The 14,726-nt window shown below is 70.2% G+C and carries 17 protein-coding genes; 9 read left to right on the top strand and 8 right to left on the bottom strand.

Features of this window, described 5'->3' with window-relative positions; translation table 11 throughout:
* Nucleotides 1-867, top strand: a complete 867-nt coding sequence (gene galU, locus MMB17_RS10830; RefSeq protein ID WP_241101923.1) for a UTP--glucose-1-phosphate uridylyltransferase GalU — start codon at nucleotides 1-3, stop codon at nucleotides 865-867.
* Between the two features lie 260 nt (nucleotides 868-1,127).
* Here galU and MMB17_RS10825 read toward each other — a convergent pair whose 3' ends face one another.
* Nucleotides 1,128-2,018, bottom strand: a complete 891-nt coding sequence (locus tag MMB17_RS10825) for an N-formylglutamate amidohydrolase (protein ID WP_241101922.1) — start codon at nucleotides 2,016-2,018, stop codon at nucleotides 1,128-1,130.
* Nucleotides 2,019-2,199: 181 nt separating this feature from the next.
* Between MMB17_RS10825 and cpdR the strand changes: the two genes are divergently transcribed.
* The 4 genes from cpdR to MMB17_RS10805 all read left to right on the top strand — a co-directional run bounded on the left by cpdR (nucleotide 2,200) and on the right by MMB17_RS10805 (nucleotide 4,247).
* Nucleotides 2,200-2,556 carry a cell cycle two-component system response regulator CpdR gene (cpdR, locus tag MMB17_RS10820; RefSeq protein WP_232631607.1) on the top strand — a complete coding sequence of 119 codons (357 nt, stop codon included), beginning with the start codon at nucleotides 2,200-2,202 and terminating at the stop codon, nucleotides 2,554-2,556.
* 99 nt (nucleotides 2,557-2,655) lie between these two features.
* Complete coding sequence (gene grxC / locus MMB17_RS10815) at nucleotides 2,656-2,913, top strand: glutaredoxin 3 (RefSeq protein WP_241101921.1); 258 nt, start codon at nucleotides 2,656-2,658, stop codon at nucleotides 2,911-2,913.
* Nucleotides 2,913-3,755 carry a carbon-nitrogen hydrolase family protein gene (locus MMB17_RS10810; protein WP_241101920.1) on the top strand — a complete coding sequence of 281 codons (843 nt, stop codon included), beginning with the start codon at nucleotides 2,913-2,915 and terminating at the stop codon, nucleotides 3,753-3,755. Before grxC ends, MMB17_RS10810 begins: the two co-directional genes overlap by 1 nt.
* A gap of 18 nt (nucleotides 3,756-3,773) precedes the next feature.
* Entirely contained in the window at nucleotides 3,774-4,247 is a 474-nt protein-coding gene (locus tag MMB17_RS10805) for a DUF1178 family protein (protein ID WP_241101919.1), read from the top strand.
* 166 nt (nucleotides 4,248-4,413) lie between these two features.
* On the opposite strand, the gene MMB17_RS10800 is transcribed toward MMB17_RS10805, so the two are convergent.
* The 6 genes from MMB17_RS10800 to MMB17_RS10775 all read right to left on the bottom strand — a co-directional run bounded on the left by MMB17_RS10800 (nucleotide 4,414) and on the right by MMB17_RS10775 (nucleotide 8,108).
* The gene (locus tag MMB17_RS10800; RefSeq protein ID WP_241101918.1) at nucleotides 4,414-5,055 is read right to left on the bottom strand and encodes a phosphoribosylanthranilate isomerase; all 642 of its coding nucleotides are present in this window, start codon (nucleotides 5,053-5,055) and stop codon (nucleotides 4,414-4,416) included.
* Nucleotides 5,056-5,059: 4 nt separating this feature from the next.
* Entirely contained in the window at nucleotides 5,060-5,422 is a 363-nt protein-coding gene (locus MMB17_RS10795; RefSeq protein ID WP_238310323.1) for a lipopolysaccharide assembly protein LapA domain-containing protein, read from the bottom strand.
* 142 nt (nucleotides 5,423-5,564) lie between these two features.
* Nucleotides 5,565-5,876, bottom strand: coding sequence for an integration host factor subunit beta (gene ihfB / locus MMB17_RS10790; RefSeq protein WP_238310324.1), 312 nt, complete (start codon nucleotides 5,874-5,876; stop codon nucleotides 5,565-5,567).
* Nucleotides 5,877-5,934: 58 nt separating this feature from the next.
* Complete coding sequence (sppA, locus tag MMB17_RS10785; RefSeq protein ID WP_241101917.1) at nucleotides 5,935-6,915, bottom strand: signal peptide peptidase SppA; 981 nt, start codon at nucleotides 6,913-6,915, stop codon at nucleotides 5,935-5,937.
* Nucleotides 6,916-7,250: 335 nt separating this feature from the next.
* The gene (locus tag MMB17_RS10780; protein ID WP_238310326.1) at nucleotides 7,251-7,625 is read right to left on the bottom strand and encodes a YybH family protein; all 375 of its coding nucleotides are present in this window, start codon (nucleotides 7,623-7,625) and stop codon (nucleotides 7,251-7,253) included.
* 39 nt (nucleotides 7,626-7,664) lie between these two features.
* Nucleotides 7,665-8,108 carry an OsmC family protein gene (locus MMB17_RS10775; RefSeq protein ID WP_241101916.1) on the bottom strand — a complete coding sequence of 148 codons (444 nt, stop codon included), beginning with the start codon at nucleotides 8,106-8,108 and terminating at the stop codon, nucleotides 7,665-7,667.
* 331 nt (nucleotides 8,109-8,439) lie between these two features.
* On the opposite strand from MMB17_RS10775, the gene MMB17_RS10770 reads away from it, so the two are divergent.
* From MMB17_RS10770 to MMB17_RS10755, 4 genes are all read left to right on the top strand, one after another.
* The gene (locus tag MMB17_RS10770) at nucleotides 8,440-8,904 is read left to right on the top strand and encodes a PAS domain S-box protein (RefSeq protein WP_373324951.1); all 465 of its coding nucleotides are present in this window, start codon (nucleotides 8,440-8,442) and stop codon (nucleotides 8,902-8,904) included.
* 88 nt (nucleotides 8,905-8,992) lie between these two features.
* Nucleotides 8,993-10,243 carry a formyl-CoA transferase gene (frc, locus tag MMB17_RS10765; protein ID WP_238310329.1) on the top strand — a complete coding sequence of 417 codons (1,251 nt, stop codon included), beginning with the start codon at nucleotides 8,993-8,995 and terminating at the stop codon, nucleotides 10,241-10,243.
* 248 nt (nucleotides 10,244-10,491) lie between these two features.
* A complete protein-coding gene (locus MMB17_RS10760; protein ID WP_241101915.1) occupies nucleotides 10,492-11,712 on the top strand; it encodes an HPP family protein in 1,221 nt (406 codons plus the stop codon).
* Nucleotides 11,713-11,832: 120 nt separating this feature from the next.
* Nucleotides 11,833-13,962: an O-linked N-acetylglucosamine transferase, SPINDLY family protein gene (locus tag MMB17_RS10755; protein WP_241101914.1), complete on the top strand. Its 2,130-nt coding sequence runs from the start codon at nucleotides 11,833-11,835 to the stop codon at nucleotides 13,960-13,962.
* A gap of 28 nt (nucleotides 13,963-13,990) precedes the next feature.
* Here the strand turns inward: MMB17_RS10755 and MMB17_RS10750 are convergent, their stop codons facing one another.
* The gene (locus MMB17_RS10750) at nucleotides 13,991-14,707 is read right to left on the bottom strand and encodes an alpha/beta hydrolase (protein WP_238310332.1); all 717 of its coding nucleotides are present in this window, start codon (nucleotides 14,705-14,707) and stop codon (nucleotides 13,991-13,993) included.
* Nucleotides 14,708-14,726 lie beyond the last annotated feature (19 nt).

Below are 14,726 nucleotides of genomic sequence, written 5' to 3'. Positions count from 1 at the left end.
ATGAAACCGATTCGCAAGGCCGTCCTTCCCGTTGCGGGCCTGGGCACACGCTTCCTGCCCGCCACCAAGGCCGTGCCGAAGGAGATGTTGACGGTCGTCGACAGGCCCGTCGTCCAGCATGTCGTGGACGAGGCACGGGAAGCCGGCATCGAGCACTTCATCTTCGTCACCGGCCGCGGCAAGGCGGTGATCGAGGACCATTTCGACATCGCGTTCGAGCTCGACCACACGCTTCGGGAGCGCGGCAAGACCGCGGCCTACGAAGAGCTGAAGAAGGATCTTCCCAAGGCTGGCCAAACCAGCTTCACCCGCCAGCAGGCACCGCTGGGACTCGGCCACGCCGTCTGGTGCGCCCGCGAGATCGTCGGCGACGAGCCCTTCGCGGTCCTGCTGCCCGACATGCTCAGCCGCGGCTGCATGGGCCAGATGCTCTCGGCCTACGAGAAGCACGGCGGCAACATCATCGCCGTCGAGGAGGTGAAGCCGGAGGAAACCCACCAATACGGCATCGTCAGCGTCGGCGAGACCTTCGGCCAGACCTTCGAGATCACCGGCATGGTGGAGAAGCCGAAGCAGGGCACCGCCCCTTCGAACTTCATCATCTCCGGCCGCTACATCCTCCAGCCCGAGGTCTTCTCGATCCTGGAGAAGGGCGAGAAGGGCGCCGGCGGCGAGATCCAGCTCACCGACGCGATGAAGCGGCTCGCGGAGACCCAGAAGTTCTACGGCATGCGCTACGACGGGCGCACCTACGACACCGGCTCGAAGATCGGCTTCCTCACCGCCAACATCGCTTACGGCCTGCAGCGGGAGGAGCTGTCCGACGCTCTCCGTCAGGAGATCCGGCAGCTTCTCGGAGAGGGCTGAGCCAAATCCGACCCGAATCCCCGCTCGCGCTGCATGGCTTGCGACATGCGCGCGCAAGTCATGCGACCGCGTCATGACAAGACCCCATTCTGGCTCTTGCCTTTTGTGCGGTGCACTGTATCTTGTGCATTGCAAGGTCGCGATGGCGTCGCGGCCCTGCAGCCCTTCTTGGGCGTTTCCTCCCTAGACTTCGGGCCGTCCTTCGGGACGGCCTTTTTTATTGCCCACAGGCCCGGACCGCCCTCACGGTCGTGGAGGCTTCATTCCGCCGCGATGCGATGGGGCGGCGCATCGACGACCTCGGCCGCAACGGCGGCCACGACATCCGTGAGCGTCTGCCGCAACGTGTCGAAACCGCAAGTCATCGCAAGACTACTCTCGTTCATATACAGAGCGCGATTGATTTCGATCTGAAGAGTGTGGCGGTTTAGGTTGGGTTCGCCGTAGTGCTCGGTGATGAAGCCTCCGGCGTAGGGCTTGTTTCTCACGACCTTATACCCTCGGGCCCTGAGCTGGGCCTCGAAGCCCTGGGTGAGGGCTTCGGAGCAGGCCGTGCCGAAACGGTCGCCGAGGACGAAGTCGGCATTGGCGCTCTCGTCCCGCCCGAGGCTCGAGGAGGGCATCGAGTGGCAATCGATCAGGATCGCCCGGCCGAACTGGCGGACCGTGCGCTGGATCAGCCCGCGCAGGGTGCGGTGATACGGCTTGTAGAGCTGCTCGATGCGCTGCACCGCCTCCTCCACCGGCAGCCGCTCCCGGTAGATCTCCTGCCCGTCGGCGACGATGCGCGGCACCGTGCCGAGCCCGCCCGCGACGCGCATCGAGCGGGTGTTGGCGAAGGGCGGCAGCCGCCCGTGGAACATGCGCGGGTCGAGCTCGTAGGGCTCCCGGTTCACGTCGAGATAGGCCCGGGGGAAGTTCGCCCGCATCAGCGGCGCGCCGAGGGCGACCACGGGGGCGAAGAGCCGGTCGACATAGGCGTCCTCGGAGCGGCGCAGGGCCAGCGCGTCGAGCCGCGAGGCGGCGAGGAAGTCCGGGGGGTAGACCGCGCCCGAATGCGGCGTGTTGAACACGAACGGCAGCGTATGCGCCGCAGGCTCGTCGATGGCGAAGGGCGGGTCGAAGGCGTCGGCAGGCTGCGTGTCGATCATCGGCGCGCGTTACCGCGGGAAGCGGGCGACAGGGAACATCCCCCCACTGTGGGGTGCCGGCAACGCTCTGTCCACCGTGCCGGTGCGCACGTGGCGGCACGGGCGCGATTTAAGACCTTGTTTACCATACGGACGCTTTATGGAATGAACGAAGCAGGTTCCTGGCCTAGGAAGCCGACCGATGAAGATCCTCCTCGCCGAAGACGACAACGACATGCGGCGCTTCCTCGCGAAGGCGCTGCAGAATGCCGGCTACGATGTCCTGTCCTTCGACAACGGACTCTCGGCCTATAACCGCCTGCGCGAGGAGCCCTTCGAGCTGCTCCTGACGGACATCGTGATGCCGGAGATGGACGGCATCGAGCTGGCCCGCCGGGCCACCGAGCTCGATCCCGACATCAAGGTGATGTTCATCACCGGCTTCGCCGCCGTGGCGCTGAACCCGGATTCGAAGGCTCCGAAGGACGCCAAGGTCCTCTCCAAGCCATTCCATCTGCGCGAGCTCGTCAACGAGGTCGAGAAACTGCTCGCCGCCTGAGCGGCCGGGATGGCGGCCGTGCGATGGCCGCAGTAGGAAGGAACGAGGCTCTTCCCTATATCGGAAGGGCCTTTTCTCATTCCTGCCAAAGCGCGGACGATGCAGCCGGTCACGATCTACACGACGGCCTGGTGCCCCTATTGCTCGGCGGCCAAGAGCCTGCTGCGCGAGAAGAACGTCGCCTTCACGGAGATCGACGTCGAGAAGACCGCCGGCGCCCGGGCAGCCATGGTCCAGCGGGCCGGCGGCCGCACCAGCGTGCCGCAGATCTTCGTCGGCGACACCCATGTCGGCGGCTGCGACGATCTCTACGCCCTCGACCGCGCGGGCCGGCTCGACCCGCTGCTCGCCGCCTGATGGCCGCCCCCGCCCCCACCCGCTTCGTCGCCGCCTGCGCCCAGATGCAGGCGGGCCGCGATCCGGCCGCCAACCGCGAGGCGGCCATCGCCGCCGTGCGCGAGGCGGCGCGGCGCGGCGCGCATTACGTGCAGACGCCGGAGACCACCTCGCTGGTCGAGCGGGACCGGGAGCGCCTGTTCTCCCACGTACGCACGCAGGACGAGGACGAGACCCTGGCCGCCCTGCGGGCGGTCGCGCGGGAGGCGGGCATCGTCGTCCATATCGGCTCGCTGGCGATCCGCAACGGCGAGCGCATCGCCAACCGCGCCTTCCTGATCGACGGGACCGGGGCGATCCGCGCCTCCTACGACAAGCTCCACCTCTACGACGTCGACCTGCCCAACGGCGAGAGCTGGCGGGAATCGGCGACCTATACCGGGGGCGATTGCGCGGTGGTGGTGGAACTCCCCTTCGCCACCCTCGGCCTCAGCATCTGCTACGACATCCGCTTTCCGGCGCTCTATCGCGGGCTGGCCGAAGCGGGGGCGCAGGTGCTCACCGCCCCGGCCGCCTTCACGAAGCAGACCGGCGAGGCGCATTGGCACGTGCTGCAGCGGGCGCGGGCGATCGAGACCGGCTCCTTCATGATCTCCGCCGCCCAGGCCGGCCGGCACGAGGATGGCCGCGACACCTTCGGCCATTCGCTGATCGTCGATCCCTGGGGCCGCATCCTCGCCGAGGCGGAGACGCCGGCCCCGGCGCTCATCCTGGCCGAGATCGACCTCGCGCTCGTCGAGGAGGCCCGACGCCGCATTCCCACGCTCGTTCACGCCAAGCCCTTCCGGATCCGGAAGGCTTGATCGCAAATCTGCTGTCCGATGATCCGTTACACGCTCGCCTGCGATGCGGGCCATGATTTCGAGAGCTGGTTCCCGTCGAGCGCCTCCTACGACGAGCAATCCGCGCGCGGGCTCGTCACCTGCCCGGTCTGCGACTCGGCCAAGGTCGGCAAGGCGCTGATGGCGCCCGCCGTCGCCCGCACCGACCGCGAGCGCTCCCGGCCCCCTGCCGCCCCGGCCGTTCCGGCTCCCCCCGCGGAGAGCCCGGCCGTGCCCATGATCGCCGAGCCCGAGCGGCAGATGCGGGCGATGCTGCGGGCCTTCCGCGAGCAGGTGACCCGCGACGCGGACGATGTCGGCGGCCGCTTCCCCGACGAAGCGCGGGCCATGCACTACGGCGAGGCGCCCGTGCGCGCGATCTACGGCGAGGCGACGCCCCAGGAGGCCAAGGCGCTGATCGAGGAAGGCATCGAGGTGATCCCCCTGCCGCCGGCCCCGGACGACCGGAACTGATCGGGGTTCGAGCGGTCGCCTCGTCCCCGCGCGCGGCTCTCGGCTTTACAGAGCCGCGCGTGCCGACGGAGCCCCTCTCCTCGCCCCCCGGGCGAGGGGATGCGCACCTGACCGAGGCCGCCCTCCGAACAAGGGGGAGCCCGCCGCAAGCCCCCAAAACCCCGCATCACCCCCCGCGGGCGGCGCGGATGAAGGCGGCGATGCGGTCGGGGCATTTGATGCCCGGGCTCGTCTCCACGCCGGAGGAGACGTCCACGGCCCGCAGGCGCGTGCGGGCGAGCGCCTCGGCGACGCTCTCCGGCGTGAGGCCGCCCGAGAGCATGGTGCCCGGTGCCAGTTCGGCCCGCTCGATCAGGGACCAGTCGAAGGCGAGGCCGTTGCCCCCGGGCCGATCCGCGTCGGCGGGCGGCTTGGCATCGAGGAGCAGGCGGTCCGCCACCGCTGCATAGGCGGGAAGCCCGGCGAGATCCGCCGCCGTGGCGATGCCGAGGGCCTTCATCACCGGCCGGCCGAAGCGCGCCCGGACCGCGGCGACGCGCTCCGGCGTCTCGTGGCCATGGAGCTGGATCACGTCCGGCGCGACCCGCTCCACGACCGCGGCGAGCAGGGCGTCGTCGGGATCGACCAGAAGGACGACCCGCTCGGCCCGCCCCCGGGCCCGCTCGGCGAGCGCCCGGGCCCGGTCCAGGTCGACATGGCGCGGGCTCTTCGGGAAATGGACGAGGCCGACGAGATCCGCCCCCGCCGCCAGGGCGGCATCGAGCGTCGCCTCAGTGCTCAGACCACAGATCTTGACGAGGACGGACACGGGATCAGCGCGGGGCGGGCAGCGCCACGCGGTTGGGAACCCGCAGGTTCTCGCCGGTCTGGCCGTTCACCGCCGCGACGTTGCGCAGATGCGCGGCCTCGCGCTCCAGCCGGTCGGCCTCGCGGCGATGGTACCGGGCGCGCCGGCGGGTCGTGCCCTGGCCGAACCAGCTCCCGATGCCGCCGACCAGGATGCCGAGGGCGACCGCGGCGAAGAGCACGGCATAGAGCGGCACCGCCAGGGCGAAGACCGGCTCCGGCGAGAACGGATCGGCCGAGATCGTGACGATCTGCCGGTTGGCCACCGCGAGCAGCACCACGACGATGGCGATGGGCAGCAGAATCAGGCTTTTCAGGAAACGAATCATCTCAAATCTCCGAAGGCTCGCGCCCCTCGCGTCCAGGGACCCCGCCCGGACGAACGCATCGCCTCGTCGCGAAACATGATGCGGAACGGCCGAGTCTCAAGCGCTTGCGCGCGAGGGCAGGGGCGGCCTTGCCGGCATGCCTTCAGCCATCCACCGCCTCGGCCGCGCCGATGCCGGCCTTGTTGAGGCGCAGGCGCATCTCCTTGCCGGTCTTGAACACGGGGATCGCCTTCTCGGAGACGGCGACCGCCTCGCCGGTGCGGGGGTTGCGCCCGCGCCGGGCATCCCGGCGCTTCACCGAGAAGGCACCGAAGCCGCGCAGCTCGACCCGGTCGCCCCGGGCCAGCGCATCGGCGATCGTGTCGAGGATCGCGTTCACCAGGGTCTCGACGTCCCGCTGATAGAGATGCGGGTTCTGCTCGGCGATCCGGAGCACGAGTTCCGACTTGATCATAGGCAGGTCTTCCGAAGGCGATGGTCGGGGCGGGCGCGCAGGGCCGGGCGGCGAGGGATCAGCGGGCCTCGCCCGCGGCGGGCCGCCAGAGGGCGAGCATGCCGCCGGCGCTCAGGCCGCGGCTCTCCTCGCTCCACGCCCTCAGATGGTCGGCGAGCCCGTCGAAGCCGAGCAGGCCCGCCACGCCGGCCGCCGACCACAGCTTGAAGCCGCCTTCCGATTTCGGCTTCCAGTCCTTCACGGGCAGATCCTTGGCGACGCCCTTCTCCCGCTCCAGCCAGGCGATGGCCTGGCGCTCGCCGCCGAGCTCGTCGACGAGCTTCAGGGGGATGCTCTGCCGTCCGCTGAAGACGCGGCCATCGGCGACCGTGGCGAGTTCCTTCTCGCTCAGGCCCCGGCGCTCGGCCACGAGCCCCTTGAACCAGGCATAGGTGTCGGAGACCACGGCGGCCAGCGCTGCCCGGGCTTCGGGGGAAGTCGGCGTGAAGCCCGAGGGCTCGGCCTTGAGGGGCGAGGACTTCACGGCCTCGACCTTGACGCCCACCTTGTCGAGGAGCGCCGACACGTCCGGATACTGGAACAGCACGCCGATGGAGCCGACCAGGGCGGTCTCGCGGGCGACGATGTGGTCGGCGGCGATCGCCGTGATGTAGGCGCCCGAAGCCGCCGTGCCGTCCACGAAGGCGACGATCGGCTTCTTGGCCGCCAGCGCCCGCAGGTTGCGGTAGAGCTCTTCCGAACCCGTGGTGGTGCCCCCGGGGGAGGAGATCGAGACCACGACGCCCTTGACCGCGCTGGCCTCGCCGACGCGCTTGATCAGCTTGGTGGTGTCCTCGCTGCCGGCGATGAAGCCGCCGATCGAGATCCGGGCGATCTGATTCTCGACGGCGCCGAAGCCGATGGGCTGCGTGCCGCTGCGCACCCGCAGGCCGACCGCCGCCACCGCGACGATAAGGCCGCCGATGCCGAGCACGCGCCAGAGGGACAGCTTACGGCGCAGACGGCGCCGGTCGATCAGGAATTCGGCATCCGCGGCCATCCGACGATCCACTCCCTGCGGTCCGGCCTTCGCCGGCCGGCTCTCGTTCGACCCAACCGATCGCGGCGCGCCCGGTCAACGAAGCGACACCGATCATTTCACATCCTCAGGTTGCGTGCATCGCACCTTTCGGACAGGACCAGCCGTCGCGGCGGCGGGCTGAACCCGGCCCGCGGAAGGGAACACCGCCAGCTGAACCCGGGGAGTTCTAGCCCCAGCTCCCACGGCCGGGCAAGGCCTCGAAGGCCCGCGCGGGCGTACCGGGCGGGCCTTCGCGCCTCCACGAAGTCACGACAGCCAAAACAGAATTTTCGTGCGCTGCGACTCGGGCCGGCTCAGGCGGGCTCGCCGCCCCGGACCTTGAGCTGGTCGATGGCCCAGAGCCAGGCCCCGTCCTCCTGGCGCCGGGCCAGCTCCACGGAGAGGGCGCCCTTGGGCAGGCGCGCGAAGGTGAGGGCGACGGCGCCGTTGCGGAGCGGCGCCAGGGTCTCCGGGGCGGGAAAGTCGGATTTCCGCGCCAGGAGATCGGCATAGAATCGGTGGATCTCCGCGTGGCCCGTGGCCACCACCTCGCCTGCGGCCAGCACCGCCTCCGGCTCGTAGAGGGCAACCAGCCCGTCCACGTCGCCGGCATTGGCGCGCTCGTTGAAGAGGCGGGCCAGATCTTCCGGCGCCCTGGCGACGGCGCGCTGCGTCTCGTTGTGGCTCATCGGATGCCCTCCCTGATCGTCTGTCGTTTCGTTGTGTCCCTAGCGGAGACGCGTGCCCTCGCCGTCGCGCACGCTGACCGAGACCGGGATCCCGGCCTTCACGCTCTCCGAGACCGTGCAGAAGCGCTCGAAGCGGGCGAGCACGTCGGCGATGCGGTCCATGCTGGCGGCCGGCGCCCCGAGGGCGATGGCCACCTCGATGCCCTGGAGCCGGAGCCGCCCCTCGTCGTTGCGGCCGACATGGCCGACCGCCTCCGCTTCCACGCCCTTGCCGTCCTGCCCGTAGCGGCCGAGCGCGAAGGCGAGGCTGGCGCAGAGGCAGTTGCTCACCCCGGCGATCAGCAATTGCTCCGGCGAGGGGCCCTCGCCGCCGCCGATCGGCACGGGCTCGTCGGTGAGGAGCTCGGGGAAACCGTCGCCGAACTCCACGCGGAAGGCGAAGCGCTCGATCTGGCGGATCCTGATTCTGGCCTCGGCGCCCATCTCTTTCCGTTCCTCCCCGAGCGCGCCCGCGGGGCCGCTCCCTCAGCGAACCGCCGACCGCGTCGATCGATCCAGACCGATCTTGACCTGAATTTCGTATCTGGTATACCAGATGCCAACACGACGTCGCGATGCAAGTCGCCGACAGTCGACATCAGGGAGGCGCCGAACGCCATGAACGATCGCGGCATCCTCGACGATCTTGCCGTCAGGCTACGGCCAGTATCCGTGCCGAAAATCGCGCAGGAGAACTGCGCCTCATCTTGAGTTCCCTTCAGAACGGAGCAGCCGCAGGCAGGTCTCTGCCTGAAACCGATTGAACAGCGTGGGTATCCCCATGTCCCAGACAATCGACGCGAACCAACCCGATCTCGCCCAGCTCGTGGCCGCGGCCGGGGATGCGGTGGTGGTCTCGGATGCGGAGGGATTGATCACCCTCTGGAATCCGGCCGCCGAACGGATCTTCGGGTTCTCGCAGGACGAAGCGCTCGGCCGGAACCTCGACCTGATCACGCCGGAGCGTCACCGCCAGCGGCATTGGCACGGCTACGCCAAGACCATGCAGACCGGCGTGACCCGCTACGGCACGCAGCTCCTGAAGGTCCCGGCGCTCCACAAGGACGGGCGGTCGCTCTCGATCGCCTTCACCGTCGCGCTGCTGAAGGCGCCCGACGGCACGGTCACCGGCATCGCCGCGATCATCCGCGACGAGACCGAGCGCTGGGAGGAGGAACGCCGGCTCCGCCGCCGCGTCGCCGACCTCGAAGCCGAACGTTCGAAGCTCGCCATTGCGTAACCGTGAATATTGTTAATTTATTTCAACAATAACACAATCACATTAACAAACGATCCGAAACCACAGTTCACTTAGGGAGAAAGCCAAGATGAGCAAGCCTCTCGACGGCATCAAGATCATCGACTTCACGCACGTCCAGGCCGGCCCCGCCTGCACGCAGCTCCTCGCCTGGTTCGGCGCGGACGTCATCAAGGTCGAGCGCCCCGGCGCCGGCGACGTCACCCGCAACCAGCTGCGCCACATCGAGGATGCGGACGCCCTCTACTTCACGATGCTGAACTCGAACAAGCGTTCGCTGACGCTGGACACCAAGACCCCCCAGGGCAAGGAAGTCCTCGAGAAGCTGATCCGCGATTCGGACGTGATGGTCGAGAATTTCGGCCCCGGCGCCCTCGACCGCATGGGCTTCACCTGGGCCCGCATCCAGGAGCTCAACCCGGGCATGATCCTGGCTTCGGTGAAGGGCTTCTCGGACGGCCACCACTACGAGGACCTGAAGGTCTACGAGAACGTGGCCCAGTGCGCCGGCGGCGCCGCTTCCACCACCGGCTTCTGGGACGGCCCGCCCACCGTGTCGGCCGCGGCGCTTGGCGACTCGAACACCGGCATGCATCTGGCCATCGGCATCCTCACGGCGCTGCACGCCAAGAACAAGTCGGGCAAGGGCCAGAAGGTCGCCGTCTCGATGCAGGACTCGGTGATCAACCTCTGCCGCGTGAAGCTGCGCGACCAGCAGCGCCTCGACGCCGTCGGCTATCTCGAGGAGTACCCGCAATACCCGCACGGGACCTTCTCGGACGTGGTGCCGCGCGGCGGCAACGCGGGCGGCGGCGGCCAGCCGGGCTGGGTGCTCAAGTGCAAGGGCTGGCAGACCGACCCGAACGCCTACATCTACTTCACGATCCAGGGCCATGCCTGGGCCCCGATCTGCAAGGCGCTGAACAAGCCCGAGTGGATCGACGACCCGGCCTACAACACCGCCCGTGCCCGCCAGGACAAGATCTTCGAGATCTTCGCCTTCATCGAGGACTGGCTGGCCGACAAGACCAAGTTCGAGGCGGTCGACATCCTGCGCAAGTTCGACATCCCCTGCTCGCCGGTCCTCTCCATGAAGGAGATCGCCGCCGATCCGTCGCTGCGCGCCAGCGGCACCATCGTCGAGGTGCCCCATCCGAAGCTCGGCTCGTACCTGACCGTCGGCAGCCCGATCAAGTTCTCGGACATGCAGGTCGACATCAAGGCTTCGCCGCTGCTCGGCGAGCACACCGACGAGGTGCTCAAGGACCTCGGCTACACCCCCGAGCAGATCGCCGCGATGCACGAGGCCCGCGCGGTCTGACGACCGGACCTCACGAGACGGGGATGGGGCGGCCTTCGCCCCATCCCGGACCAGTCCAGTCCATTCCGTTCCTTTCCTCCGCTCTCCCCCGGGAGGTCGTTTCGGCGGTACGCCGCCGACGCGGTCTCGCGTGTCACTCCGGGCCGATTCGTTCGGCCCGGTTTCTTTTTGGGACCTCGAGCCGTAGGGACCGAACGACGGGAAGCGCGGCCGCTCCGCCGTCGCCTCCAGCTTGAGGGAGTTCGCCGGTGCCGTCATCGCGCCTGAGCCGCCTCCTGCCCCAGCAGGCTCCGGTCAGCCTGCGCGAGCGCGTCCGCGCCGCCTGCGGCGCCCTGCTCGGCCTGCTCGTCACGGGGCTCGTCTCCCGCGCCGCCCTCGGTTCGGGCGCCGAATTCCCCGTCATGGTCGCGCCGATGGGCGCCTCGGCCGTGCTGCTCTTCGCCGTTCCGGCAAGCCCCCTGGCCCAACCCTGGTCGATCCTCGGCGGAAACCTCATCGCCGCCCTGGTCGGCGTGACGGTCGCCGCCCATGTCCCCGACCCGCTGGCCGCCGCCGCGATCGCCGGCGGGGGCGCGATCGGCCTGATGCTCGCGCTGCGCTGCCTGCATCCGCCGAGCGGCGCAGTGGCGCTCACCGCCGTGCTCGGCGGCCCGGCGATCCACGATCTCGGCTACGGCTTCGTGTTCTGGCCCCTGGGCGTGAACACGCTGCTGCTGCTCGCCTCGGCGGTCCTGTTCAACACCCTCACCGGCCGGACCTATCCGCACGGGGCGAGCATCGCGCCGGCCGCGCCCCAGGCCCCCGGCCGCGCGGGCCTCGCCGCGAGCGACATCGACGCGGCGCTGAAGGATTTCGACCAGGTCCTCGACATCGACCGCGGCGACCTCGAGGCGATCCTGCAGCGCGCCCAGCTCAGGGCCCTGCTGCGCCGCTCCGGGCCGGCGACCTGCGCCTCCCTGCTGACGCGGGACGTCGTCGCCATCGCCCCCGACACGCCCCTGCGGGAGGCGCTCCAGCTCCTGCGCCGCCACCACATCAAGATGCTGCCGGTGACGGACGAGAGCGCGCGGGTGCTCGGCGTGCTCACCCAGACCGACCTCATGGACAAGGCGGAGTGGCACCGGAAGGGGCCCCGGCTCGGGCTGGCCCGCCGCCTCCGGCTCACCGTCGGGCAGGGCCGCGCCCCCCATGGCTGCGCGGCCGACGTGATGACCACCTCGGTCGAGTCCCTGAAGCCGGAGATGGCCCTCGCCGAGGTCGCCGTGCGGATGGCGCAGGGGCCGCACCATCACCTGCCCGTGGTCGGGCCGGAGGGCCGCCTCCTCGGGGTGGTCTCCCAGACGGACCTGATCGCCACGCTGGTCGCCGAGGCGGCCACCCGCGGCACCTCCCCCCTGGCCGAGGCCGCGCCGAACCGCGCAAGAGGAGCGGAAGGCGGCCTCCTCGATCTCGCCGCCGGGGCGGGGTAGCCGCCCTGCCCGGACCGGGCCGCAGCGAAAGAGGCTCGCTTACGAAGCGTTAACCATGCGCGCCGACAATCCCGCGACACCAGCAGGGATGCCATGGCGCGCGGTTCGAAGCTCAGCAGGATGGCGTCCGGGAAGGCGCCCTCCCTCGGCAGGCTTCTCAGATCGGCCACCGAGCACCTCGCCGCCGATCGCGTGTCGGAGGCGGAACAGGACTATGCGCGCATTCTCGCGCAGGAGCCGGCGAACGCCGCCGCCCGTTACGGCCTCGGCCTGGCGGCGATGCGGCGCGGCGACCCCGCTCAGGCCGTGCCTCTCTTCGTGGAGGCGCTCCGCCTCCAGCCGCAGCAGGCGGTGCATTGGACGGCGCTCGCGACGGCGCTGCTCGCCTCCGACCGGCTGACCGAAGCACGGGCGATCCTCGACAAGTTCCGGAGCTGGGGCTTCGACGCCGCCACCATCCGACAACAGATCGCGCCCCTCGCCCGGACGCTGCTCGACCACGCCGCGACCCTGGTGCAACAGGGCCGACCGGCCGAGGCGGAGCCGCGGGTCGATCTCGTCATCGCCCTCGACGACAAGAATGCGGCCGCCATCCATCTGGCCGGCGTGATCGCGTCCCGGACGAAGCGGCCGGACCAGGCCTGCACCCTGTTCGAGCTCGCGGCGACGCTCGAGACGGACAACGCCACCTACCAGAGGGATCTCGGGGAGGCGCTCCTCGACTGCGGCCGGAAGGGGGCCGCCCTGCGCGCCTTCGAGCGTGTCGTCGAGCTCGACCCGTCCCAGGCCGATGCCTATGCCCGGCTGGCCGATCTCAACCGCCAGAGGGGGCACCTGCAGGCGGCCCTGCGGGCGAACACGGCGCTCCTCGGGCTCCAGCCCGACGCACCCTACGCCCGGAACAACCGCGGCGTCCTCCTGCAGCAGCTCGGCCGCCCGGCCGAAGCCCTTGCCCTGCTCGAAGAGGCGGTGGCGCGCGATCCCGGCGACGCCATCAGCTACAGCAACCTGGTCCAGGCCGCCCTCTTCACCAGCCCGGCCCGCGCCCTGCAGATCGCCGCCGAATTCGGCCTCCGCTACGCCGGGCTTTCGGAGGCCGCGCGGCGCTTCGCCAACGATCCCACGCCGGACCGTCCCCTGAAGGTCGGCTTCGTTTCGGGCGATCTGCGCGAGCATCCCGTGTCGCGCTTCATCGAACCCTTCCTGCAGCACCACGACCGCGGGCGGATCGAGGCCTTCGCCTACTTCACCGGGGAGGCGGACGCGACCACCGGGCGCTTGAAGCCGCTCTTCGAGGGCTGGCGCGAGATCGCCACCCTCGACGACGATCGCGCCGCGACCCTCATCCAGGCGGACGGCATCGACATCCTGGTCGACCTCGCCAGCCACAGCGCGGACCACCGTCTGCTCCTGTTCGCGCGCAAGCCGGCGCCGGTGCAGGTGACCTGGATCGGGCTTCCCCTCACGACGGGGCTCGCCGCAATCGACTACCGGCTGACCGACCCCCTCTACGACCCGGAGGGCAGCGAGGATCCGCTCTATGCGGAGACGCTCTGGCGGCTGCCGGGCGTGTCCTATTGCTACTGGCCGGACCGGACCGCCCCGGAGCCCGCCGAACAGGCCCCCTTCCAGGCGAACGGGTTCATCACCTTCGGCTGCCTGAACCGCTTCGAGAAGGTGAGCCCGGAGACGCTGGCGGTCTGGTCGGACCTGCTCCGCGCGGTCCCGGATTCGCGGCTGCTCCTCATCGTCACGGACCCGGAGGATCCGGACACGCAGGCGGAGATCGGGCGCCGGCTGACGGAGGCCGGGATCGATCCGCAGCGCGTCGCCTGCGTGCCCCGCTCGGGCACGGAGAAATACGCCCTGCACGGGCAGGTCGACATCGCGCTCGACCCCTTCCCCTTCAACGGCGGCACCACGAGCTACGACACGCTCCATATGGGCGTGCCCTATGTCGCCCTCAGAGGCGGCCAGACCCTCTCGCGGATGGGCGCGGCGGTGCTCGCCGGGGCCGGCCTGCACGCGCTCGTCGCCGAGACGACCGCGGACTACGTCGCCATCGCCGCCGGCCTGGCCGGCGATCCCGCCCGCCTGCTCGACCTCCGCCGCGGCCTGCGCGACAGGCTGCGCGCGAGCCCGCACATGGACCATGTCCGTCATGCGCGGGAGGTCGAAGCGGCCTTCGCGGGGATGTGGCGCCGCTGGTGCGCGGCCCAGGCCGGAGAGGCCGCCGCGGCCACCGCCTGAGGGCCGAGGCGCCGCGCGGGGATCGAGCCTACGCGTCGAACAGGAACGCGACCGCCCGTTCCACCACCGCCGGATCGTAGGCATGCGGGCCGTCATACTCGACATAGGTCAGGTCGTAGCCCGCCGCCTCCAGCAGGCGGGCATGGCGCCGGCCGCTGCGGTCGATCGGGATCTGCTCGTCGCGGGTGCCGTGCGAGAGGAAGATGCGCGGGGCGCCCGCCTGCACCTGGACGGTGAGGAAGCCCGCCGACGAGACGATCATGTGCGAGACCCGGTCGCCATTGGCGAGCCCGAGGGAGAGGGTGTAGCTGCCCCCGTCCGAATGCCCGGCGAAGGCGAAGCGGGCGGGATCGAGCAGGAAGCGGTCGGCGACCGCGGCGAGCGCCGTGTCGAGTCGCTCCCGGTCCGGCCCGTTGCCGGCGATCACGAGGTCCCAGGTCGGGAACAGCGATTGCGGGGCGAGCAGCAGGAAGCCGCGCGCCTCGGCGTGCCGCTCCAGCATCGGCAGGATCTTCTGCGCGCTGCCGCCGCCGCCATGGAACAGCGTCACCAGGGGCGTGGGCCGGCGCGGATCGATGCCGGCGGGGACGACCAGCACAGCGTCGCGCTCGGGGAACAAGCCGAGGTCGTGGCGCCCGGGGGGCAGGGGCGGCTGCGAGGGCAGCCGGTGCCGGAAATCCAGGCGCCCGGCGAGATGGGGATCGATCGGAGAGGCGGCCGGCGGCGCGGCCTGAGTCGCGGTCATGAGAGCCTCGTCGCGAAGG

Source organism: Methylobacterium organophilum (genome assembly GCF_022533465.1).
Lineage (GTDB): Bacteria > Pseudomonadota > Alphaproteobacteria > Rhizobiales > Beijerinckiaceae > Methylobacterium > Methylobacterium organophilum.
This window is presented reverse-complemented; position numbering and strand designations above follow the sequence as displayed.